The organism is Pseudomonadota bacterium (assembly GCA_039193195.1).
Classification (GTDB): domain Bacteria; phylum Pseudomonadota; class Gammaproteobacteria; order Steroidobacterales; family JBCBZW01; genus JBCBZW01.
In genome coordinates, this window is record JBCCWS010000009.1 from 47506 (window position 1) to 69778 (window position 22273).

The 22273-nt window shown below is 65.0% G+C and carries 15 protein-coding genes; 9 read left to right on the forward strand and 6 right to left on the reverse strand.

Going from position 1 to position 22273, the window contains the following annotated elements; translation table 11 throughout:
* The first annotated feature begins 11 nt into the window (after window positions 1–11).
* The 3 genes from AAGA68_10320 (at window position 12) to AAGA68_10330 (ending at window position 6082) form a co-directional block, all read left to right on the forward strand.
* The gene (locus AAGA68_10320) at window positions 12–824 is read left to right on the forward strand and encodes a hypothetical protein (protein ID MEM9385445.1); all 813 of its coding nucleotides are present in this window, start codon (window positions 12–14) and stop codon (window positions 822–824) included.
* 194 nt (window positions 825–1018) lie between these two features.
* Window positions 1019–2620: a hypothetical protein gene (locus tag AAGA68_10325; GenBank protein ID MEM9385446.1), complete on the forward strand. Its 1602-nt coding sequence runs from the start codon at window positions 1019–1021 to the stop codon at window positions 2618–2620.
* A gap of 147 nt (window positions 2621–2767) precedes the next feature.
* Window positions 2768–6082 (forward strand): hypothetical protein, encoded by a 3315-nt coding sequence (locus AAGA68_10330; protein ID MEM9385447.1) that lies wholly within the window; start codon window positions 2768–2770, stop codon window positions 6080–6082.
* A gap of 206 nt (window positions 6083–6288) precedes the next feature.
* Here the strand turns inward: AAGA68_10330 and AAGA68_10335 are convergent, their stop codons facing one another.
* Window positions 6289–7521 (reverse strand): pectin acetylesterase-family hydrolase, encoded by a 1233-nt coding sequence (locus AAGA68_10335; GenBank protein ID MEM9385448.1) that lies wholly within the window; start codon window positions 7519–7521, stop codon window positions 6289–6291.
* A gap of 215 nt (window positions 7522–7736) precedes the next feature.
* Here AAGA68_10335 and AAGA68_10340 point away from each other — a divergent pair, with 215 nt between their 5' ends.
* Window positions 7737–8612, forward strand: coding sequence for a DMT family transporter (locus tag AAGA68_10340; protein MEM9385449.1), 876 nt, complete (start codon window positions 7737–7739; stop codon window positions 8610–8612).
* Between the two features lie 268 nt (window positions 8613–8880).
* Window positions 8881–13119: a pullulanase-type alpha-1,6-glucosidase gene (gene pulA / locus AAGA68_10345; protein MEM9385450.1), complete on the forward strand. Its 4239-nt coding sequence runs from the start codon at window positions 8881–8883 to the stop codon at window positions 13117–13119.
* 87 nt (window positions 13120–13206) lie between these two features.
* On the opposite strand, the gene AAGA68_10350 is transcribed toward pulA, so the two are convergent.
* Window positions 13207–13719 carry a YdeI/OmpD-associated family protein gene (locus AAGA68_10350; protein ID MEM9385451.1) on the reverse strand — a complete coding sequence of 171 codons (513 nt, stop codon included), beginning with the start codon at window positions 13717–13719 and terminating at the stop codon, window positions 13207–13209.
* A gap of 128 nt (window positions 13720–13847) precedes the next feature.
* Here AAGA68_10350 and AAGA68_10355 point away from each other — a divergent pair, with 128 nt between their 5' ends.
* Window positions 13848–14201, forward strand: coding sequence for a DUF3127 domain-containing protein (locus AAGA68_10355; protein ID MEM9385452.1), 354 nt, complete (start codon window positions 13848–13850; stop codon window positions 14199–14201).
* A gap of 29 nt (window positions 14202–14230) precedes the next feature.
* Here the strand turns inward: AAGA68_10355 and AAGA68_10360 are convergent, their stop codons facing one another.
* The gene (locus tag AAGA68_10360) at window positions 14231–15379 is read right to left on the reverse strand and encodes an FAD-dependent oxidoreductase (GenBank protein ID MEM9385453.1); all 1149 of its coding nucleotides are present in this window, start codon (window positions 15377–15379) and stop codon (window positions 14231–14233) included.
* Window positions 15380–15617: 238 nt separating this feature from the next.
* Here AAGA68_10360 and AAGA68_10365 point away from each other — a divergent pair, with 238 nt between their 5' ends.
* Window positions 15618–17477: a methyl-accepting chemotaxis protein gene (locus AAGA68_10365; protein ID MEM9385454.1), complete on the forward strand. Its 1860-nt coding sequence runs from the start codon at window positions 15618–15620 to the stop codon at window positions 17475–17477.
* A gap of 40 nt (window positions 17478–17517) precedes the next feature.
* Here AAGA68_10365 and AAGA68_10370 read toward each other — a convergent pair whose 3' ends face one another.
* On the reverse strand, window positions 17518–18234 hold the full coding sequence (locus AAGA68_10370; GenBank protein MEM9385455.1) for a hypothetical protein: 717 nt from the start codon (window positions 18232–18234) through the stop codon (window positions 17518–17520).
* 299 nt (window positions 18235–18533) lie between these two features.
* Here AAGA68_10370 and AAGA68_10375 point away from each other — a divergent pair, with 299 nt between their 5' ends.
* Window positions 18534–19076, forward strand: a complete 543-nt coding sequence (locus AAGA68_10375) for a hypothetical protein (GenBank protein ID MEM9385456.1) — start codon at window positions 18534–18536, stop codon at window positions 19074–19076.
* An 11-nt stretch (window positions 19077–19087) separates the two neighbouring features.
* Here the strand turns inward: AAGA68_10375 and AAGA68_10380 are convergent, their stop codons facing one another.
* Window positions 19088–20014 (reverse strand): hypothetical protein, encoded by a 927-nt coding sequence (locus tag AAGA68_10380; GenBank protein ID MEM9385457.1) that lies wholly within the window; start codon window positions 20012–20014, stop codon window positions 19088–19090.
* A 233-nt stretch (window positions 20015–20247) separates the two neighbouring features.
* Here AAGA68_10380 and AAGA68_10385 point away from each other — a divergent pair, with 233 nt between their 5' ends.
* Complete coding sequence (locus AAGA68_10385) at window positions 20248–20886, forward strand: hypothetical protein (protein ID MEM9385458.1); 639 nt, start codon at window positions 20248–20250, stop codon at window positions 20884–20886.
* 234 nt (window positions 20887–21120) lie between these two features.
* On the opposite strand, the gene AAGA68_10390 is transcribed toward AAGA68_10385, so the two are convergent.
* Complete coding sequence (locus AAGA68_10390; GenBank protein ID MEM9385459.1) at window positions 21121–22221, reverse strand: extracellular solute-binding protein; 1101 nt, start codon at window positions 22219–22221, stop codon at window positions 21121–21123.
* Between the last annotated feature and the right edge of the window lie 52 nt (window positions 22222–22273).

A 22273-nucleotide genomic window follows, 5' to 3' on the forward strand; every position in this document is an offset into this window, starting at 1 on the left:
GAGATGGATAGATGAAGCCGAACACGCTGCTATGGCAGCTCACCCGGAGGGTGAGGCGCCAGCGGGCCGAAGCTAGGCCGCTGGATGACGCCACGCTCATCGCCTTTCGTGAGGGTGCCCTCTCTAGCGCCGATCAAACCCAGGTCGAGCGTTGGCTCGCAGACAATCCGGCGGCGCGAGCCCGCCTAGCGGCCCTCAGCGGTGTGGTAGCCGACCCCGCACCCACCACCGTGCGCGAACGCCTGCTCAGCGCCGACCCCGCACCGCCCGCAACCCCCGCCGCCCAGCCACAAGCAAGCGCCACGCGTGGACGCTGGGCGCTGGCGGCGGCCGCACTCGGCATCGCCGTGTTGCTTCCCTTTTTGGCGCGTCAGGGGGCGATCGAACCCTGGGTGGGCGATAGCGCCTTCGACGTGAGCGTCGAGGCACTCGCTAGCACCCGCGCTGCGGATCGGCAGACCGCAGATGCGGCGACGCCGATCAGCGCCCACGCCGACACCCAAGTCACCATCACCGTGCAAGCCCAGGGCGGCGCTCGTGAGGGGCTCGAGTACGCGGTGTTTCGACGGGACGAAGGCGGCCGACTCGCCCCCATCAACAGGGGCGTGGAGATCACCCCTTACCGCGGCGCTGCCACCCTCAGTGCGCCCGCTCGCAACCTGGTCGGAGAGCAACCCGGCGTCCGTACGCTATGGGTGGTAATCGCGGAGGCGGGCGCCATGCCGAGCGCAGCGAGGGCCGCGGCGCCGGAAGAACACTTGAATGGCCCGCGCAGTCGCGCCTACCGCTTGCAATTGCAACTGCTACCGCAGGAGGAGCGCTAGTGGTCACCAGCAGCTGATTCAGTCGCGATGGGGGGGATTTGCCGTCGCGCCGAGCCAGCCGAGCGCCAGCCTCGCGACACCCGGTCTGTCCCAAGATCCCGCCCCTTGCGCGATGAGCGATCCGCAACACGCGCTGGATCAGCTGCTGGAGCCCATCAACCCTCCTCGGTGCATTGGAGACAAGGAAGTTGACGATGACAACTAAGACCGCTCACTCGCGAACCCCTCGCCCACGCACGCCATCGGCGATCGCCATCGCGGCGCTGATTGCCGGCATCTCCCCTGCATTCGCAGGCACACCCTGGGCGCTCTTCGAGCGGAGCTGCCCGCGTGGCACATCGACGCTGGAGGTACCGTGCGGCGACTTGGGGGTCTACCACTTCGTCGATGTGGTAGCGCCCGCCGGGTGTAGCGCCCTGGACTCGGGCGTGGACGAGAACACCGCCTACCCGGTTCCGCGCCAGAGCCAGGAGGCCGGTGGCCCGGGCGCATTCGGCGTGCGCGGCGCTCAGCAGCGCATGCATTTGCCAGGCCGTCTAGGCGACCCTTCCCCCATGGGGATCGACTGGATAGCGGTCCTCGACTTCGACTCGGAACACGGCACTAGCACGCATTGGCTAGCGGACACGGTGGCGGGCCCCGGCGCCCGCGCTGAACTCCTCCTGCTCGACGACCCTGCCCTGGCGAGCCTGGGGGAAGCCGTGACAGACCTGCACGTACTGGCGACGGCCTGCCGTGTGGCCGAGGCGGTCGACTACGAGGGCCGTCGCCCGCCGCTCGCCGTGAACATGAGCTTTGGCCGCACGACGATGGAGGACGATGCGCGCAGCGCGCAGAACTGCACCCGCGAACGGGCCTCATGCCAGCTCGCGCAGGTATTTGAGCACTTGCGCAACAAGGACGTGCATTTGGCGAGCGCCGCCGGCAATCACGGCAAGAAGACCCATCCCGCATCGCAGCTCGGCGTCATCGACGCTGGGATGCTCGAACTGAACCAGTTCTTCGCTAGCGCCACCACCACCGGTGCCTGGGAAAGCCCCTCGCCCACGCAGGCCCTGATACCGGGCAACGCCCTGTGCCTGCGCGGCGGATGGCCTGCCCCAGGCGGCTCGTCCTACTCGAGCGCCTTGCTCGCGGGTTGGCTCGCTCACCTAGCCTCTCAGGGGATAGACGTCGACACCGACACGCCCACCGCCGCCCCCTTCGAGCCGCGCTACGACACCGAACACGCGTGCTACACGCTCGCTCGCGGCGAGGAGACCTACGGCACGTGCAACCATGCGGCGGGCGCCCTGTTCGACGGCATCGTGAACGACAGCTTCGGACGCTGCTGGTACGGCAACCGTCCGAACGTCATTCACAGCGACCCGCTCGGCGAGGCCGAGCAGGCCCTCGCGATCACGCCCTTCGACGAGTGGGTGGCGGGCAACGGCCCGCTGCCCGAGTCCGACCCCTGCGTGCCGTGCATAGGCAATCTCTTCGGTCCGCAAAGCGATCAAGACCTGTCGATCAACATGTCCCAGTCAGGCGCGATCCCCAAGCCCTTGCTCCTCGACAAGGTGTATCTGCGTGCCGATCAAGACTTCTTCCCCCTGCCCCTCGGGAGCACGCAGCTCGGGTGGATCGCCGAAGGTTTGGTGAGCGAACTCATTCTGCCTTCTTGGGGCACAGTAGCCGGCGATGCTGACTCCAGCTCCCTCGTGTTCATCCTGCGCACGTCGAACCAGAGCCACTGCGACGCCCCTCCCACGCCAGGGTGCCTGTGGACATCGAGCGCCCTGTTCATCGCCCCGTGAGCGCGCGTGGGGTCAACTCGGCTCTTTCGCGACTCCCCCTACTAGTGGAGGCCAGCACAAGGCGATAAGCTAGTAAAAATCATCGCCTTTCAGGCCTCCATGTTCGGAACATCTATTCGTTCCGCTTACCTTATGAAGGGGGAGATCATGAAGGGTAACTTCGCGCACCGCTTGGTGAGTGCCGGCGCAGCGCTCGCTGTTTGTCTGTCGCTCGCCACAGCACCGTCGGCCCACGGCCAAGGCCGGACGGGCTACTTCAACGTCGAAAGTCCACAAGTCCACCCGATCGAGCTCGTCACGATCGGCGCCCAAGACTTCCTGCTCATCGTCAACACGCCGGACAACTCCCTAGAGATCTGGCAAACAGATGAGTCCGTGCCGGTCGATCAACGCTTCGTCATGCGCCTGCCCGTGGGCTTGGAGCCCGTCTCTGTGCGCTGGCACAAGGGCCTCAAACGCGCCTACGTCGCTAACTTCCTCGGCGATTCGATCACCGCCATTTCCCTCTCGCGAGACCCCAGCAAGCTCGTGCGCGCCACCCTGATCACCACGCAACAGGTGACCGACGCGCCCCTCGATATGGCGTTCGCCACCATCGTCGACGAGGGCGCTCCGCGCGATATCGTCGTGGTTACCCACATGACCCTGGATGCGATCAGCAAGCTCAAGGCCACAGATCTGCTGCCCCTAGCCCCCGGCGATGAACGGCTCGACGCGGTGGTAAGCGCCGGCCTAGACCTCGACTTCGATTTGAACGGTGATATCGACGACATCGCCCTAAAGGAGCCACGCACGGCGCAGGTGGCCTGCGATCGCCTGTTCGTGATCGGCCACAAGGGTGGCAATACCGTGCGCTACGACTTCGATCTCTACACCGAGTCGCTCACGGGCGGCGGGAAGAGCGCCCTCGGCGGGCTCGGCTCGCAGAACACCAACATGGCCCTGGGACCGAACGAGGAGCTGTTCGTAGTCGGCGCCATGGCCAGCAATGAGGTACAGGACGAAGACCAGGTAGCTGCGGTCCCGACCGGCTTCGTGCAGAGCATGTTCTACCTCGTGGAGAATCCGTGTGGCGACGACCCGGTGGTGCACGCGCGGGATGTGAACGAGGAGGTCGCCGCGCTTCCGATCGGCAACCTCGCCCCAAACGGGCGCCCCATAGACCCCTTTATCGACCCTAATCCGATCACCCAACCGGTGCCTAAGGCCGATGCCCTCGCCTATCTGACCGACGTAGTGCCCTACGTCGCGAACGACACCCTGAAAAAGGTGTTCTTCACCGCGTTCAGCAGCGATCGGATTGGGGTCATCGAGCCTAATCTAGCCGTGAATCCGCTAAGCTGGCCTCTGCGCCGTATCGATGTGAGTCCGCTCATCGCCAGCCATGCGGGGCCGCGGGGCTTGGCCCTGCGTGGGGGGGATACGCCTCGCCTGTACGTGCTCAACCGCGTCGACAACTCTGTGACCATCATCGACGCCAACGCCGAAACGGTGCTCGACGCCTTCGCCTTGGCTGCGGATCCGACGCCAAGCCACATCACACAAGGGCGCCGCTTCCTCTACGATGCGCGCCTGTCTGGCAACGGTTTCGTGAGCTGCGCGAGCTGCCACCACGACGGCCGCACGGACGGCCTCGCCTGGGATCTTGGCGATGGCATCGCCGTGGACATCCCGCCGGCACTGCTCCCGCCCGCAGAGAACTTCCCGACCGAGTTCGACGCAGACAAGGACTTCATGGTGACCCAATCCCTCGAGGGACTGCTGAACTTCGAAGTGGCGCCGGAGAGTCAGCAGCTGTTTACCAACGCGCCCTACCATTGGCGCGGCGACCGCGTCGACTTCCTCGCCTTTCAAGGCGCATTCACTTCCCTTTTGGGAGGCGACGGGGTCTCAGACGAGGATATGGTGCTGTTCCAGGAGTTCGTGAACTCGATCCAGTACGCACCGAACCCGAAGCAGCCTCGCGACCGCATCCCCTCGGGCGAGCTTGGCGACCCTGACAACGCCAACACGTTTATCGTGGACGGGAGCGGGGCCATGCTGGGATTGAAGTTCTACCACATCGTGGTCGCATCCGGTAACAGCTGCGCAGGCTGCCACGCGTTGCCGGAGGGCAGCGACAACGTCATCACGGAGAACATCGGCGCGGTCAATCCGCACCCGTTGCAGGATCCTCCCTTCGCCGTTTTCGGCGACGCCAAGGTGATGGAGACCGCCGCCATGCGCATGCTCTTCCAGAAGGAAGCGCGCCTGGATCGCAATGGCTCCTCTCAGTTCGAGGACTCACCGATCACCGGCTACGAAGGGGTGATGCACACGGGCCTGCTGAACCCCACGCTGTCCGACGTGTACAACGGCGTGGCGTCGATGAACGCGTTCAACACCACATTCTTCAGCGGTCGTTTCTGCCTGGGCACGCAGTACTGCGAGAGCCTGGAGGCCCTGATGGAGTTCGTCCATCAGTTCGACAGCGGCGTGGGGCCGATGGTGGGGCGCGCGCTGACTGTGACGCCGAGCAATGGCACGGATCCAGACCTGCTCGGCGAGCTCGATGATCTGCAGGAGCAGGCAGCCCGCGCCAATGCGGGCGTGAGCGCTCAGCTATGGGCTGGCGGCACTGTGCGCGGCTTCTGGTACGACCTAACAAGCTCGCCCCCGGCCTACCGCGAAGAGCCCACCGGCCTCACCGTGGACCGAATGACGTTACTAGGTTTCCTAAGTAGCACGCGAGATCGCCTGGTGTTCCAGGGCGTTCCCCTCGGCACGGAGCGCCGCGCGGCTGATCCGAGCGGTCTTCCCGGCCCGTTGACCGGCCCTACCCCAGCCAATGTCCGTTTACAGCCAATGGTCACCAACACGGGCTACGCCGAGGTGCCGAGGTTCACCGCCTTGTGGGATGGCCCGCCCGCCTTCAACGGCACCCACGGTCACTCCGTGCGCGTGTACCAATGGGGGCTGTTGAACGACGCGCCCAATGGCTACGGCCTGTGCACCTTACGCCACGAGGCGCCCAGGCGCTTTCGCGTGAGCGGCGAGCACATTCGCCACGGCGCGGCCCTGGAGCTGTTCGTGCACGACAGCGAGACAGCCGGGCCGCCGATCGTGAGCTTGCGCCCTGACGACCCTGGGCAAGTTCCCCTGCTGCCGATCGTGTTGCCGTTGCACCCCACGGACGAGCGGGACGACGAGGGCGCGCTGATCTGGGAGACAGCAGCCGAGATGGAACCGTTGCTGTTCTACCGCCTGATGGTCGGCCGCCCGGACCAGTCCCTGTTCCCGGACACGATGAAGGCTCTCACGGATCTCGACTACCAGCTGAACATCCAGGTCGAGAATACCCCCGGGCTGTTCGATCCGCCGAGCTGGAATCAGCACTACTTGCGGGTGGTGAACGCGGACGGCACTCGAATCGACGGCGGCTGGCAGCGCCTGACCATCGAACCGGGCCCACTGTGCCCGTAGGTCACTAACCGTACTCATGATGCCGGGATGCGGGGCAGGCCCCACGGGAGGAGGAGCAACGTGCCCAGGGGCAAAAAGCACCCGCGAATTCTTCAACGAACTTGCGGGACAGGACACTAGATGCGCAGGGAAGGCAATGCGCGCGCCAATCCCAGGGGAGCTGCGGCTGGCTCCCCTGGGTCAACGAATGAAAGAGCGAGGAGGCCTTAGAACGGCGACCCCACATCGACCGTATCCCAGCCCTCGACACCGAAGGTGATCATTGCTTGATTCCAGTCGCGCACGGAGATCCCCGATGCGCCAGGCAAATAGTACTCGTCGCTCACCGTGATCGTGTGGAAGGTACCGTCCTCGATGAAGGTCCGGTAGTTACGCAGCCCCTCCGTGGCGTTGGTGATAGCCTGCATCTTCAGGTACCACTCGAGGGGAATAGCCGGATCGTCCAGCGGTCTACCATCTAGCGCTTCCATGAGCGCGTAGAAGTCCACCTGAGTGTCGTCGAGATTGCTAGTGAACATCGCCAGCTTCGCACGCGGTCGATACTGGGCGAGCGCCGCAAACCAGCCCGGCACAAGCCCCAACGGCTGAGTTACGTAGGTAGCCAAGAAGTTCTCATCGAGCCCCATGAAGTTGGGCAAAGCGTTGGCGATACCCCAGTTGGCCGCCTCGGGGGCCTGCGGATCGAACAGCGCCGTGGTGTAGAAGGGCTCATTTAGTACGCCGATGCCAGCATCAGCGAGCAGGCGAAGACGAGCCCTAGGTGCCAGCTCAGCCACGTAAGGGAAGGCGATCATCGTGCCGTAGGCGCCCGCGCTGGCGCCCATTACGGTCAGGTTGCGCACGGCCTCGAAATCTACGCCCACCTCATCGCCCTGGGTGCGCAGCCAATGAAGCACGGAAAGGAAGTTATCCGTACCGCGATGGCGCACGGTCCACTCGAGGGGCGGGAAGGCGAGCGTATAGGTCGTGTCGCGGCTGCCCCAGTGCACATCTCCACTGCAGTAGGGGACGGCCACCTTGGTGTAGTCCGCGTAGGGGTTGTCCGGGTTGTCGGCGGCGAAGACGCCGCCGCTCGCAGCGAGCTCCTCCGGCGTCTCGTCCACCGTAAGGTTGTAGGTGGAGGCGTTCAGCAAAGGCGTCCCGACGCAGGTCTGCGCGTCCCAACAGGCACCGCCCCCATCGAGGAAGATCAGCAGGCGTCGCGAGCTGCCAGGCTGCACGAAGAAGGAATACTGGGTATCGGCGGCGACGATCTCGCCATCGACCAGAATGGGGCCGCCGGAGCAGCTGGGATCGATGGTCTTGAACTCACCGTTCGGCAGCTCGTACTGCATCTCCCCGGACACCGGAATCTGAATCCACTCCTCAGCGGCCACGGCGCTGAGACTGATGGCGCTCAGGGCGACGACGCTCAGTGTTCTCATTTTTCGCAACATCATCGATGCTCTCCTCGGGTAGGCCAGAACCGCAAAGAACATAGCACGCACGTTGCTGCGGGCGGTGCAGCGCCGATGCCGTGGGCCCGCCGCACTGCGACAATTCACCGCCGTTGGGAATACAATGGCGACGCTGGCAAAGTACCGAATCGATGGCCACCGCGACACCAACTCGCCAGTTCACGAGTTACGCAGCGAAGGCGGCGAGGAATGCGCGTGTGAGCAATGACAACCTCCGAGCCATCATCTTCATGGTGGTGTCGATGGCCGCCTTCGCCCTGGAGGATCTCTTCATCAAGAAGGCCTCCGGGAGTCTGCCGATTGGGGAGATCGTGATGATCCTCTCCATCGGCGGCGCGATCGTCTTTGGCTCCCGCTGCTATCTGCGCGGTGCGCCCCTGCTCTCGGCAGACTTCCTCCACCCGCTGGTGGTGGCGCGCAACGTAGCAGAAGTGTTAGCCACCGTGTGCTACGTGAGCAGCCTCGCCCTCATTCCCCTCTCCCTGCTCGCCGCCATCCTTCAGGCTACCCCGCTGGTGGTGACGGTGGGGGCTGCCCTGTGGCTGAAGGAAGATGTCGGCTGGCGACGATGGCTAGCGGTGCTGGTCGGCCTCGTCGGCGTGATGATTATCCTTCGCCCAGGCTTCGCGGGCTTTCGCCCCGAGGCGCTGCTGGCGCTCCTCGCCACCTTTGGTCTCGCGGCCCGCGATCTCGCCTCGAGGCGCATCCCCAGTAAGATCCGCTCGGAACAGCTGGCCTGGTGGGCCTACCTCTGCATGCTGCCCGCCGCGGCCTTGCTCAGCGTAGCCACTGGTCGCTACGTGGCGGCGAGCCTCGAAGCATGGGCGTTTCTCGGGCTTGCGATCGCTATTGGTGCGGTCGCCTACGCCAGCCTCATCGCGGCCACGCGAATCGGCGATGTCTCGGCGGTTATTCCCTTCCGCTACTCCCGCTTGATCTTCGCCCTGGCCTTGGGGGTGCTGCTGCTCGGCGAACGCCCCGATACCCCCACGCTCCTCGGCGCCGGCATTGTCGTGGGCAGCGGTCTCTACGCTTGGGTACGTGAGCGCCAACGCGCCGCCCTGCGCGCGTAACGCGCCACAAGGAAGCCCGGCAAGAAAGCCGGCACCTGCCAGCCAGCCTACCTATCTTTTTCGATAGCTCATGCGGGAACGCATCACCCTCGCGCGCGTCGCCCTGAGCACCGCGGCGCATTGCGCAGTCGCACAATGAAACGCCGTTGCAATTTCATGAAAATAATCGCAATGTAAGATCTCTTTAGCATTGGGCCAATGCATATTTTGAAGATTGCAGTAATGAAACTTTTTGCAATCATCTGAAAGCAAACGAGGGGTCAGGGAGATGGCAGCACTACGTGTTCACCACCAGGTGGGGACGCGCCTCGCACGTCGCGGCGCAGCAATCATCGCCGCGCTCGCGCCACTCGTCCTTTGGGCGAACAACGGCTCGGAGCCGTCCACCGTCACGATCGCCGGCAGCCTACAGGCGGCCCTCGGCTGCCCCAGCGACTGGCAGCCCGATTGCGAGGCCACCTACCTCACCTTCGATGGGGACGATCGCGTCTGGCAGGGCACGTTCACGGTCCCCGCCGGCCAATGGGAGTACAAGGCGCCGCTGAACGACTCCTGGACGGAGAACTACGGCGAGGGCGGCGAACTCGACGGCGCCAACATTCCCCTGAATCTCGGCGCCGATACGGCCGTGAAGTTCTACTACGACCACGGCACGCACTGGGTCACGGACAACGTGAACTCCCTCATCGCCACCGCCCCCGGCAGCTTCCAGAGCGAACTCGGCTGCGCCAGCGACTGGGACCCGAGTTGCCTGCGCTCCTGGCTGCAGGATCCGGACGGCGACGAGATCTACACCTTCCAGGCCTACCTGCCCGGCGGCGACTACGAGGTGAAGGTGGCCATCGGCGAGAGCTGGGATGAGAACTACGGCGACGGCGGCGTCCCGGGCGGCGACAACATCGCCTTCACTGTGCCCGGCGACATCGCCAAGCTGCAGTTCGCCTTCGATAACGCTACCAAAGCGCTCACGATCACGGACGCACCGCCGCGGCCCGAGCCGGCCACGGTGACCGTCGCCGGTAGCCTGCAGGAGGAGCTCGGCTGCCCGGGCGACTGGCAGCCGGACTGCGCGGCCACTTATCTCGTGTTCGACAGCGATGACCTCATCTGGCAGAACACCTTCGCCGTGCCCGCGGGCAGCTGGGAGTACAAGGCACCCCTGAACGACTCCTGGGACGAGAACTATGGTGACAACGCGGAGTTCAACGGCCCCAACATCCCCCTGAACCTCGAGCAAGCCGCCGACGTGAAGTTCTACTTCGACCGCGGCACCAACTGGGTGACGAGCGATGCCAACGCCACTATCGCCACCGTTCCCGGCAGCTTCCAAAGCGAACTTGGCTGCGCCGCCGATTGGGACCCGAGTTGCCTGCGCTCCTGGCTCAAAGACCCGGACGGCGATGGCACCTATCGCTTCTCTGCCACCCTCCCCGCCGGCGACTACGAAGCCAAGGTGGCGATCGACGAGAGCTGGGATGAGAACTACGGTGACGGCGGCGTCCGTGACGGTGCCAATATTCCCTTCACAGTGCCGGAGCCGATCGCCGAGGTGTTCTTCACCTACGACCCGAACACCAACATACTCGAGATCGGCCTCGAGGAGGGCGGTCCTATCGGCAGCCTGGCCCGCGCCACCGCCTACTGGGTAGGCGAGGACACAATCGCCTGGAATGCGGGCGGCACGAGCGACACCTATCGATTACATTACGCTGCTGACGGCGGTATGAGCACGGACGCGGAGGGGGTCACGGGCGCGGAGGGGTCCCTCACCCTCGCCTTCGATGCGAATGGACTGCCCGAGGCCGTGCGGGAGAAGTTCCCGCATCTCGCCGATCTGCAGGCGCTGAAGATCGCCGCGGAAGATCTTGCATTGGTGCCCGAACTGCTGCGCGGCCAGGTCGCCCTCTCCGTCGCCGACGAGGCGCGCGGACCCTTCGATGCCACCAGCCTGCAGCTCCCTGGCGTTCTCGACGACCTCTACACCTACGACGGTCCCCTTGGCCCGCAAATCAGCGAGGACGGTGTGCCGTCCCTGCGCCTATGGGCGCCGACCGCCAAGCAAGTGAATCTTGTGCTCTTCGATAGCGAAGACCCCGACGCAGGCGGCACTTCCCTCGCCATGACCGAGGATCGCGCCACGGGCACCTGGAGCAGCACTGGCAGCGCCGACTGGATCGGGCAGCACTACCTTTACGAGGTAGAGGTGTTCGTGCCCGCAACCGGGGAGGTCGAGCGTAACCTAGTGACCGATCCCTACTCCCTCGGCCTCTCCATGGATAGCCAGCGCAGCCTACTCGTGGATCTCGCAGATCCCACCATCGCTCCCGAGGACTGGGCAACCTATACGAAACCTTCGCTAAGCGCGCCCGAGGACATCGTCATCTACGAGCTGCACGTGCGTGACTTTTCCGTGAACGACCTCACGGTACCTGCGCAGGAGCGTGGCACCTTCGCGGCGCTCGCCCGCAAGAGCACGGCAGGCACGAATCACCTACGAGCGTTGGCCAGCGCGGGGCTTACCCATGTGCACCTGCTGCCCGTCTTCGACATCGCGAGCGTGGGCGAGGACAAGACCGTCTGGCAAGCACCAGACCCTGCCGACCTCGCTCTTCTGCCGCCCGACTCGCAACAGCAGCAGGCAGCGGTCACCGCCACCGCCGACCAGGACGGCTTCAACTGGGGTTACGACCCCTGGCACTACACCGTGCCCGAGGGCAGCTACGCCACCGATCCGAACGGCACGGCCCGCATCAACGAATTCCGCGCTATGGTGCGCACGCTAAACGACGCTGGCCTGCGCGTGATCATGGACGTGGTCTACAACCACACCAACGCCTCGGGGCAGAACGCGAAATCGGTCCTCGACCGTGCGGTGCCCGGCTACTACCACCGCCTGAACGCCAGCGGTGACATCGAGCGCAGCACCTGCTGTGAGAACACGGCCACCGAGCACGCCATGATGGAGAAGCTCATGGTCGACTCGATCATCACCTGGGCCCGCAACTACAAGGTGGACGGCTTCCGCTTCGATCTCATGGGCCATCACTCGAAGGCCAACATGCTGGCCGTTCGCGCCGCCCTCGATGCCCTGACCCTCGAGGCGGACGGCGTCGACGGCAAAGCCATCTACCTCTACGGCGAGGGCTGGAACTTCGGCGAGGTTGCCAACGATGCGCGCTTCGTCCAGGCCACCCAACGCAACATGGCAGGCACGGGCATCGGCACCTTCAGCGATCGCCTGCGCGACGGCGTGCGCGGCGGCAACCCCTTCAGCAACATACGCGACCAGGGCTTCATCAACGGCCTGTACTACGATCCGAACGGAGAGGACCAGGGCGATGCCCTAGCAGCACTCCTGCGCAGCTCGGACTGGCTGCGCATCGGCCTCGCCGGCGACATCGCGGACTACGTGCTGGTCGACGCCGACGGCAACGAGGTGCGCGCCGATGAGGTGGACTACTTCGGTCAGCCCGCCGGCTACACGGCAGACCCGCAGGAGAACATCACCTACGTCTCCGCTCACGACAACGAAACCCTGTTCGACGCCACGGCGCTCAAGGCACCCCCCGCCACCTCGATCGATGACCGCATGCGCATTCAGCAGCTGGGCAACAGCCTAGCGCTGCTCGGGCAGGGTATCCCCTTTATCCATGCGGGCCAGGAGTTCCTGCGCTCGAAGTCGATGGATCGCGACAGCTTCAACTCAGGTGACTGGTTCAACGCCATCGACTGGACTGGCGAGAGCACCAACTGGGGCAACGGACTGCCCGTGGCGGAGAAAAACCAGGACAACTGGGGCCTCATGGGTCCGCTTCTCGCCGACCCCCTCCTCGCGCCTCAGGCGGGCGATGTGCGCACCACTACAGCGCGCTTCGCTGAGTTGCTCCGCATCCGCAGCTCGAGTCCCTTGTTCCGCCTGCGCTCAGGTGATGAGGTGAAGTCACGCGTTAGCTTCCACAACACAGGACCGAGTCAGGAGCCGGGGCTCATTGTGATGAGCATCGACGATGTGAGCGGCGAGATCGACCTCGCCCGCAGGCAGATCGTCACTCTGTTCAATGCGGGGAACGACGCGGTGAGCTTCCCCTTCGCGCCGCCGGGCGAGGATATGGCGTACGCGCTGCATCCGACGCAGGCCGAGTCCGACGATCCGGTGGTGCGCACGGCTTATTACGATCCTGCCTTAGGGGCTTTTGAGGTGCCGGCGCGCACGACAGCTGTGTTCGTGGCCGCGCGGCCAGCCGTGGAACAGATCGACGTGCTGATCGCCCGGGTCGACGCGCTGGAGGCCGAGGGCGCACTGGAGAGCGGCCCTGCTACCTTGCTCCGCACGACGCTAGGCGCTGCCCGCGGCAACCTGGCGGACGATGCGCCCACGGTAGCGCGCTTCCAACTGCGCCTAGTCGTGCGACAAGTGCAGCGTTTGGTAACGGATGGCCGCCTGGACGATGAGCGCGGTGCAGCACTCATCGACGGTGTGCGTACCGTGCTCGCCTCGATCAGGTAGCGGTTCCCCTCAACCGCTGGGCAAGGGCCGGCAGTCTCCCCCCGGACTGTCGGCCCGCGTCCATCCAAGCGCCAGCGCGGTGACCGCTCAGCTTTTCGGCGCTACGGGCTTGCCTCGTAGGTCGAGCTCACCGCGCAAGATGGCGAACACCTCACGGATTCGTTTCTCCTGCGTGGGCGCTGTCTTCGCACTCGCCACACGATAGGCCAGGGCGCGCTGCTTACCTGCGCTAGACGCTGCCCACAAGGCCTCGAGTTCTGCGTCACCCGCCAGCGCCTGGCGCAATGATGCAGGCACCTCCACCGCATCCTGATCGGCGACACGAAAGCGCACTGCCACCGTATCGCCTACCGTCGAGTCAATCGCCTTCAGGAGGCTCTTCGATAACAGCACGTACCACTCACCGCGTACGGGAGTGAGCGAGGCTTCCAGGGGGTGATCGTTCACCTCGCCACTGATGCGCAAGCGCGGAAACTCCTCGAGCGGCAGCACCGTCTTCAGCGCGTCAGGCAAGAAGACCACCGTGTAGCGGTAACGGGTGCTACCGACGTCGTGGTGGCAGATCGGCGCTTCAAACTCGTGATCGAAAAACAGCGACATGATTCGGTGACTCGCCTGGGGCGCGGCTCGCCGCCATCACGAGGACGCCGGCAAGGGCCACGTAGGGTGACGGGTCGGGTACTATGCAGCTCACGCTAACGCCCATCATCTCAGGAAGAGCACGCCCCGTGGAACTGACAGGCAAAATCACCCATGCACTGCCGGAAGTCTCCGGCAACTCCGCCCGCGGCCCCTGGCGCAAGCGGGAGTACGTGATCGAAATCCCCGGCGACTACCCGAAGCAGGTGTGCTTCATGGTGTGGGGCGACAAGATCGATCAGTTTCAAATCCAGGAGGGGCAGGAACTGACCGTGTACTTCGATCTGGAGAGTCGTGAGTATAACGGCCGCTGGTACACGGACGTGAAGGCTTGGCGAATTCAGCAGGGCGAAGCGAGCGCCCAGGCCGCCGGCGGACCCGCCGCCGCAGAGCCGCCACCGGCAGCGTCATCCTCGATCATCGACGACGACGTCCCGTTCTAGGGCATCCCTAGGCGAGACTGCGCCGGCGCCTACACCTCCATGGCGTCGAACAGAGCCTTGTGATCAGCCACGATCTGCTCCGCGAGCCCCACGTCCGTCGCCAGGCTGAACTCCCCGCGCTCCCAGGAGCCACCGAGCACCAGCTCGCCGGTGCGCGGGAACATGTAGCGCACCCCGCGACCGCCGCCGATCGTCGCAAAGTCGACCTGCTGGTCCGGCAACACGAACACGAGCTGCCCCTTGGCTGGCGTTAGCTCCACATCGTTGAATAGCTCTCGCGACCCAAGCCCTGTGCAATTGAAGAGTGTCTGCTCGGGCAGGGCGAGCAACTCCTGCGGTGACTCGAACGCTCGTACCACGAAGCGACCTCCAGCCAGGCGAATGTCGGCCTCCAGCTGGCGCAGGAATATCGCGGGCTCGATCTGCATGGTCACCGTGCGATGGACATGAGGGACAGGGAAGGGATGCTCACCGGGCAGCAGATCCGACATCTCGGCAAAAAGCTCCGGCAGCTCACGCGCGTAGTAGCTCGGCTCGTGGGGGCGATCGCCTAGGTAGTAGTTCTCCAAAAAGCGCACGCCGTAGCGCGGACCCACCAGATTCTGAAAGGCGTGGTGGGAGATGCGCGCCGCCCACTGGTAGCGCGCCTCGAAGGCGGGATCGACGCGCGTGAGTTCGAACACGCTAGTCGGCCCCCACTGTCCGGCAGCGATATTGGACGTGGTGTGCCTAGGCATCTGGGCGGTGTAAAGCGTTACCTGCCAGCCCGCATCCTGCAGCAAGCGCGCGGTGGTAAGGCCCATGACCCCGGCGCCGATCACCGCTGCCTGTGCAGGCGCCTCGCCCCGTACCTCCCGCACAGCCAGGGCAGAACTGCCCCATGAGAGGGAGATTCCCCCGCCGCCGTGACCGTAATTGTGAACTAGGATCTTGTGGTCGAGGCGCTCGCGACGCACCACGAAGCCCGACGGCCGATAGGGGCGCAGGCCGGCGATGACACGCACGATACGCTCGGCGCTCACCCGCGGTGCGACGAAGGGTCGGCGAGAATGAGCGCGCACATAGTGGGCTCGCCCTCGTTGACCCGCGCCCGTGCACGCCCCGAGCAGCTGGAGCGCCGCGCCGCCCGTCATCGCTTCGACTAGGCGACGACGTGTCGCCCGAGATACTCCGCCCAAGGCCGCTCCTCGCCTAGTAAACGTCTCCTCGAGAGGAGAATAGCAGCCCTCGCAACGCCCTCGACCCCTCAGGGGAACACCTGAGCTTGCGAGATCTGGGTCGGGGATCTGTAGCCCTACCTGCCGTGCAGCGGGCGAAACCTGAGTCAGATCGCAGGCTTGATGACAACGCATCCCTAGGATCAGTACAACGCGCAGGCCCGCCCGGCCTTCGCCAGCCTGAACCCGGAGATTCAGAATGGCCAGCAATATCTTCCGCCTCCTGCGCCGATTGGGCGTGCGCGGGACGCTGCTTGGGCTCGCGGTATTGGTGATCACCCCCACCCTGCTCGCTAGCGTCCAGAGCATTCGAGGCGATCAGCACCGACTCGAGCGCATCCGCGCCGCCGCCGAATGGAATGAAGCACTGCAACCGCTACGCGACTTGACGCGTCTGATGGCCCTGCATCGCGGTCTTACCTCCCGCGTCCTGAACGGCGACGACAGCGCCCGCCCAACACGGCTCGAGGCGCGGTCCAAGATCAAAGCCCTCTTCGCCGGCAGCAGAGCGCAGATCCCGTCGAACTCGAGCACCGGCGAAGCGCTCCAGCGCTTTGAGTCACGTTGGGCGCAGGTGCGGAGAATGACCGACACGCCGGGACTTGCGCCCCGCGCGGTGTTCGGTGCTCACACGCTGCTGATCGCACGGATTCAGGCGGCGGTGCGCTCGGCGCAGAGCCGCGATCTCAACGCCCTTCCGCCACGCGTGCTGTCGCTCAGCGAGCTGCAGATGGACTTGGGGCAGGCCGCCGAGTACACGGGGCAGATTCGCGGGCTGGGCGCCGGCTACGTGAGCAGCGCGGGCGCCGACGCCTCCGTGCGCGGCGACGTGCGCGTGCTTGGCGAGCTGGCGAGCGCGCTGGTCAGCGGCATCGAGGAGAATGCAGCCGTTGGCGAGCGTGAAGCCTTGGGCAAAGCCGTGCGTGGCGCCATCCAGGCGCTGGGCGCATACACCGATCACGCCAGCGAGGTAATGGCAGCCCCCGAGAGCACCACCGGCGGAGCCTACTTCGATCGAGGCACTCAGGTGATCAAGGGTCTGAGCGCCGCCAACACCACCGTGCGCGAAGTGCTCCTCGAGGAGCTGGATGGGGTGGCAAAGGCGGCCGCTGCTGGGGCTGGCCGCAGCATCGCCACGGGTATCCTCGTGTTGCTCATCGTGAGCGGCGCAGTCACTGCGTTTGGCCTGTACCTATTCGCTGAGCTAGGCGCTGAACCTACGGTGGTGCGCGAGATGACCGATCGTATCGCGCGGGGCGATCTGCGAGGGCATGAGCCAATCCGGGCGCGCAACGGCATCATCGTTGCCGTGGATCAGATGCGGGAGCAACTGCGCACAACCCTCGCAATGGTCTCGAGCGATGCCGAATCGCTGGCGAGAGCCTCCGCCGATGTTGCGTCCGCCGCCGAGTCCATCGCCGAAGGCGCGCAGAGCCAGGCGGCGCGCGTGGAGCATAGCCGCGCTGCCCTCGCCAGCGTGCAAGCCGCGATCCGCTCGAACAGCGGCAGCGCTGAGCGCACCGACGATATCGCACAAGAGACCTCGCGCGAGGCCGAGCAAGGCGAGACGACGGTGCGCGAGGCCGTACGCAGCATGCGTACGATCTCCGACAGCATCGCGGTGGTGAAAGAGATCGCCTCGCGCACCAACACGCTCTCCCTGAACGCTGCCATCGAGGCGTCTCGCGCCGGTCGCTACGGCAAGGGCTTTGCGGTCGTCGCCCACGAGATCGGCAAGCTCGCCGAGCGCAGCCAGAACGCGGCGCTCGAAATCAACGAACTCGCCCAAGACTCGGTGAAGACTGCGGAACAGGTGCAGGGGGTCTTCGCCGCCATCGCGCCGAAGGTGGCGGAGACGGCCGATCGGGTGGGTGAGATCCGGTGCGGCTCAGAGCACCAGAGCGAGTCGACGCAGGAGGTGGCGAGCGCCATGGGCGAACTGCTGTCGGTCGCGCAGTCAAACACCGACGAAGCACAGCGCTTGGCCGCGACCTCCGAAGCCCTGCGCGAGCGCTCTACCTCGCTGAACACGCGCGTGGAGCGCTTCCGCTTCGCCTAGGCGTTGCTCTGGGCCGGCGATGCCTGGCGCGCAAGGCCCATCATCGCGCGCAGCTGAGCGCCATCGACACCGCCCGCCCGTCCTCGCGCGGTGACACTAATGCGGTGAACCCCTCGCGCTGCCAACGCCACCCCACGGGCGCGAGCGGCAAGCTGGCGGCCTGCGCCGCCGGCCACGGCGCCACGTACCAGTAGGGCGCACCGATATGCGCATCGTCCGGTGCCAGACCGACGCCGAGGGACTCAAAGGGATCGCTATCGGCCACGAGCGTCGCGATATCGAAGTGGTGTGGCCACAGACGCACGGGCGACGCTTGGGCACTTGCTCCGGCCACGTCCGCTAGGGCCTTCGAGGCGTCTTCGTACAAGCCCGCCAGCAGCTGCACGGCATTCGGCTCGACCGCACGCTCCGCCGCAACGTTGGCGTCGGGCGCCTCGCCGCTCCACGGCAGGGCTACCTGCAGACGCGCTCCCTCCAGCCCCACCATCGCCAGCAAGGCGAGCACCGCATCGTGGCGCTGGCGTTCATCGAGACCGGTGAGCGAAACGGTGCGTCCGCCGAGGGTGAGGACCAGAGTGACCGCATCGAGCTGTGCTGGGCCCGCCGCGCCCAGATCCTCCGTTTGCAGGGTACCGTCGCGCCACAGCAGAGCGCTGTGACTGTCATCCTTCTTCGATTCAGCAAACGCATACGCTAGGCGGGCAAGCCACTGGCTGGCCGCGTGTAGGCGGCGGCGAGCTGGAGTGATTAGCGACATGGGAGACTCCACGGGATCGAGCGGGGTGAGGGAGACACGCGATGAATGGCCGCCCCTCAGCGCTACTCGAGGCGACGCGCCAGTATCGGCGCGAGCCTAGGCAACCGGTCGAGGCCGTCGACATCCACCGGCTGCGCCGTCTGCGCTATCGTTGGGAGCGAGAACTTGCCGACGGATTCAACCTCCAAGGGCGAGAAGAGCAGCCTCACAGGACAACATCGTTGACCCTAGCGCTACAAAGCCGACCGACTCGCCTCCGTCGCAAGTTAGTGGTTCCATACGCGGGATTGGTTACGCTGATGGCAATCGCCCTGCTTACCGCTTGCGCCACCTCGCCACCGCGCGATCCGGACAACATCTGCTCGATCTTCGCCGAGAAGCGCAGCTGGCGAAAGGCCGCCCGTAAATCGGAACAGCGATGGGGCACGCCCGTTCACGTGCAGATGGCGATCATCTACCAGGAATCCGCCTTCTATCACGACGCGAAGCCGGCGCGCAAGAAGCTACTTGGCCTCGTGCCCTGGAAGCGCCCCTCCGACGCCTACGGCTACGCACAGGCGCTCGACAGCACCTGGGACGCCTACCGCGATGCTACCGGCCGTCGCTTTGCCAGTCGGGACAAGTTCGCCGACGCCATCGACTTCGTCGGCTGGTACACGAACCAGTCCCAACGCGCGGTCGGTATCTCCAAGTGGGATCCCTACAACCAGTACCTCGCCTACCACGAGGGCGCGGGCGGCTGGAAGCGCGGCACCTACCGCAGTAAACGCTGGCTCATGGACACGGCCAGACGCGTCGACCGGCGCGCCCGCGAATGGGGTGCGCAGCTCAAGCGCTGCTGAAGACCAGCGCCTCAGGGGCGAAACTGCTCCAGAATCTGCGCATCCACCCAATAGATATCATTGCCACGGCTAAAGAAGAAGTACTTGCCGTCCGGCGTGACGGCTGGGCAGTAATCGATGTCCGCCGAGTTGATGACATCGCCCATATGCTGGTCCTGACTCCAGCTGCCGTCTTCCTGGCGCAAGCTGATGTACAGATCGCCGCGCCCGAGGCTATCCGGCCGCCCACCCGAGACGTGGATGAGCAGCGTCTCCTCAGCGTTGACGAACACATCGCCCTCGCCGTGCTCGCTGTTGATTGCCGGCCCAAGATTCACGGGCGCATCGAAGCGGCCGTCGCGGTACTGGGCTCGATAGGTATCGAACTGCCCGAGGCTATCCGCTCGCTCAGTAGTGAAGTAGAGACTGCCATCGCCAACCACCCAGGGGTACAGCTCGTGGGGGGCGCCGTTCAGGTGCGGCCCTAGGGGCTCTGGCGGCAGCAAGCCCTCTGGAGTGCGATCGGCGTACCAAAGGTTGTAGGTCTCGAGCGCGTAGCCCCGGAGAGGGCGTTTGGAGATGAAGTACAGACGCTGACCGCCAGGGGCGAAGGACATGTCCACGTCCGCATGGCCGGGGTAGGTGCGCGACAGGGCTGCCATGGCCGGTGCTGTCCATTCGTCTTCACCGGTTTGATAGCTGTAGTGGATCTTGAAGACGCCATCGATCTCGCGGGTAAACATGAAAATACGCATATCGGGTGAGAAGACCGCGTTGAGTTCGCGCGCATCGTCGAGAGAGATCAGGCCGGGAGCGAACACCTCGGGCACGAGCCCGGGCGGCGTCTGCCCGAGGTAGGGCCCCTTAGACAGGACGGCGGCATCTGGCGTTTGGGCAAGGGCTGGGGTCGTGAACAGCGCCGAGAGCAGAGCACCGATCAGCATTGGGCGATGGATCATGTCAGTCCTTCGAGTGGCGGAATGAGAAAGGCGCCGCCGCTCGTGCGGGAGAGGTGCCTGGAGCTGCTGCGCAGCCTAGCCGATCGATAGCGCATCGGGAACGCCCACTTCTGCAAGCGGCGGGGAATGAACCACTTTTGCGCGAGAACGCGTAGTAACTGATGAACGCGGGCCGCTTTGACCCGTGGGGCAGTGCCCGTCGACGCCGCTCAAGAAGCACCGAGACCATTCCTATGACAATGAATTTACTGCGAATCCTCCTCCTCTGCGCACTCGCCGCAGGGCCCGTTTCCCTGGCCCGGAACCTCGCCCCCACCAGCCACACGAACATCGTGGTCAACGGCCAGGTCTTGAGCTCGGAGAAGGCGATGGCCGTGGCCAAGACCCTGGGGCAGGTGATCGCGCCCGGACGCTACTGGTACGACCACGTGTCGGGCCTGTGGGGCTACGAAGGCGGTCCGGCCGCCGGGCAGCTCCCGCCGGGACTCGATCCCATCGACGCTCCCCTGCGGGCCGATGCGTCTGGCGGCCTCACACCTGTGTTCATCAACGGTCGCGCCCTACACCCGACGGAGGTGCAGCAGCTGATGATGCTCCTCGGTCAGGTCATCCCGGGGCGCTACAGCATGAATGAGCGTTGGCAGATCGACGCGGAGGGTGGTGCCTTTTCGCCGCCACTGGTCGATCTTGGCCTGCTCATGGCCGCCCGCAACGGCGGCACCCGCACGCGCTGGTTTGGCGCGACCGACACCGGCAACAGCGTGTACTTGCCTGAGCTAGGGGGGCGCTCGGGGGGCACCTCCGTGGGCCGCGCGAGCGATGGCTGCACGTACGTGGTCAGTGGGGGTTACTCCACCGAGGTCTGCGACTGAGCCTCAGGGAAGGGAAGACCGGCGGCCGGCTCAGTCGCCAGCGGCCTGCGCGAGTACTGAGGACGTCCCGACTCGTAGGATCGACTCCCGATCGCCTTCGCCCATCTCGAGCGCCTCAGCTTAGCGCCGAGCCGTGGGCTGGCCTCTGGGTGGGTTGGCCTAGACTGCTCCTGCTGCTGAGACAAGAAAACACTTGTGCGCCTCGCACCCAGCAGAGCGCTCTCGCGTCCCACATCAGGGCTTGACGTCGTAGTTCATCTCGACCGGTGTCGGGTCTGTGGCTTCGCCGATGAGCTGTCGCATCTGCAGTCGGAAGCGCTCCACCATCTCCCGCTTCATCATGAACCGGCGGAAGTCGCCCGGGGAGGTGTTGTGGTGCAGGACCGATCGGTAGCCCGCCGGCGCTTCGACGTCCATGCGCACTGGGAACTGCAACCACTTGCGCTGGAACTCATCAGACAGCATCCAGTTCAGGTAGAGCCTCGCAGCGGCCTTGTGCTTGGCCTGAGTGGGAATGGCCGCCGTCTGAAACCAGGTCAGAAAGTAGTCACTCTCGGGCAACAAGAAGCGGGTGTTGCTCCCAGGTGCTGCTTCGAAGGCCCAGAACGTGGTGAAGCTCGCCGCGTACCAGCCGTTGTTCACGGCCACGTAGGGCATTGCCGTACCGCGCACCCACACGGGCTCGTTGTCTAACAGGCTCTCCAGATACGTCCAACCGTAGCGTTCCTTCAGATTCCAGAACTGGTAGAGCACGGCATCATCGTCGTGCGGATAGGTGAGGATGATGCGGCCCCTCAGCGCGGGGTCCAAGTAGTCCAGCGCATCGCGCGGCGCGTCGGCGGGTGCTACCAAATCCGTATTGACGTAGTTGCTGAAGGTGACCCCATACAGGCCGGTCCACCTCCCGTGAGGATCCTTGTGATCGGGGAACACCTTGTCCCAGTGCTTCGGCTTGTAGGGCTCCAACAGGCCGCGTTCGGCGTAGTACTCGAAGTCGTGGAGCGTTTGGAACTGGATGATATCGGGGATGTTGGCAATGTCGGCGGCGGCGCGCGCGTTGTCGTAGCGCGGCGCATGGTTGAGGCTCACATCCACCGAATGCACGACCTTCAGCTGAGGGAAACGTGCTTTGAACATGTCGAAGTAGTAGTCGATCTGGTCAGGCTTGTCGCCGCCTGCGCGCAGGACGAACTCTCCACCCTCCGCAAGCGCGTCTGCGTAGAGCTCATCGAGTGACTTGGTTTCGATATCGGTGGAGGCCGCTCCGTCACCAGACGTGCCTATGCCCAGCACGAGCAGTGCAAGGGCGAGGAAGGTTGTGCATTGCTGCTTCATCACATCTCTTTCGTCGTGCTGGAGTTTGATAGCGCGGCCAGTTACTCAGTCG

Bases quoted from the DNA above. Each gene is read 5' to 3' on its own strand.
- AAGA68_10320 (MEM9385445.1), top strand. From the start codon at position 12: ATGAAGCCGAACACGCTGCTATGGCAGCTCACCCGGAGGGTGAGGCGC.
- AAGA68_10325 (MEM9385446.1), top strand. From the start codon at position 1,019: ATGACAACTAAGACCGCTCACTCGCGAACCCCTCGCCCACGCACGCCA.
- AAGA68_10330 (MEM9385447.1), top strand. From the start codon at position 2,768: ATGAAGGGTAACTTCGCGCACCGCTTGGTGAGTGCCGGCGCAGCGCTC.
- AAGA68_10335 (MEM9385448.1), bottom strand. From the start codon at position 7,521: ATGATGTTGCGAAAAATGAGAACACTGAGCGTCGTCGCCCTGAGCGCC.
- pulA (MEM9385450.1), top strand. From the start codon at position 8,881: ATGGCAGCACTACGTGTTCACCACCAGGTGGGGACGCGCCTCGCACGT.
- AAGA68_10350 (MEM9385451.1), bottom strand. From the start codon at position 13,719: ATGTCGCTGTTTTTCGATCACGAGTTTGAAGCGCCGATCTGCCACCAC.
- AAGA68_10365 (MEM9385454.1), top strand. From the start codon at position 15,618: ATGGCCAGCAATATCTTCCGCCTCCTGCGCCGATTGGGCGTGCGCGGG.
- AAGA68_10370 (MEM9385455.1), bottom strand. From the start codon at position 18,234: ATGTCGCTAATCACTCCAGCTCGCCGCCGCCTACACGCGGCCAGCCAG.
- AAGA68_10375 (MEM9385456.1), top strand. From the start codon at position 18,534: ATGGCAATCGCCCTGCTTACCGCTTGCGCCACCTCGCCACCGCGCGAT.
- AAGA68_10380 (MEM9385457.1), bottom strand. From the start codon at position 20,014: ATGATCCATCGCCCAATGCTGATCGGTGCTCTGCTCTCGGCGCTGTTC.
- AAGA68_10385 (MEM9385458.1), top strand. From the start codon at position 20,248: ATGACAATGAATTTACTGCGAATCCTCCTCCTCTGCGCACTCGCCGCA.
- AAGA68_10390 (MEM9385459.1), bottom strand. From the start codon at position 22,221: ATGAAGCAGCAATGCACAACCTTCCTCGCCCTTGCACTGCTCGTGCTG.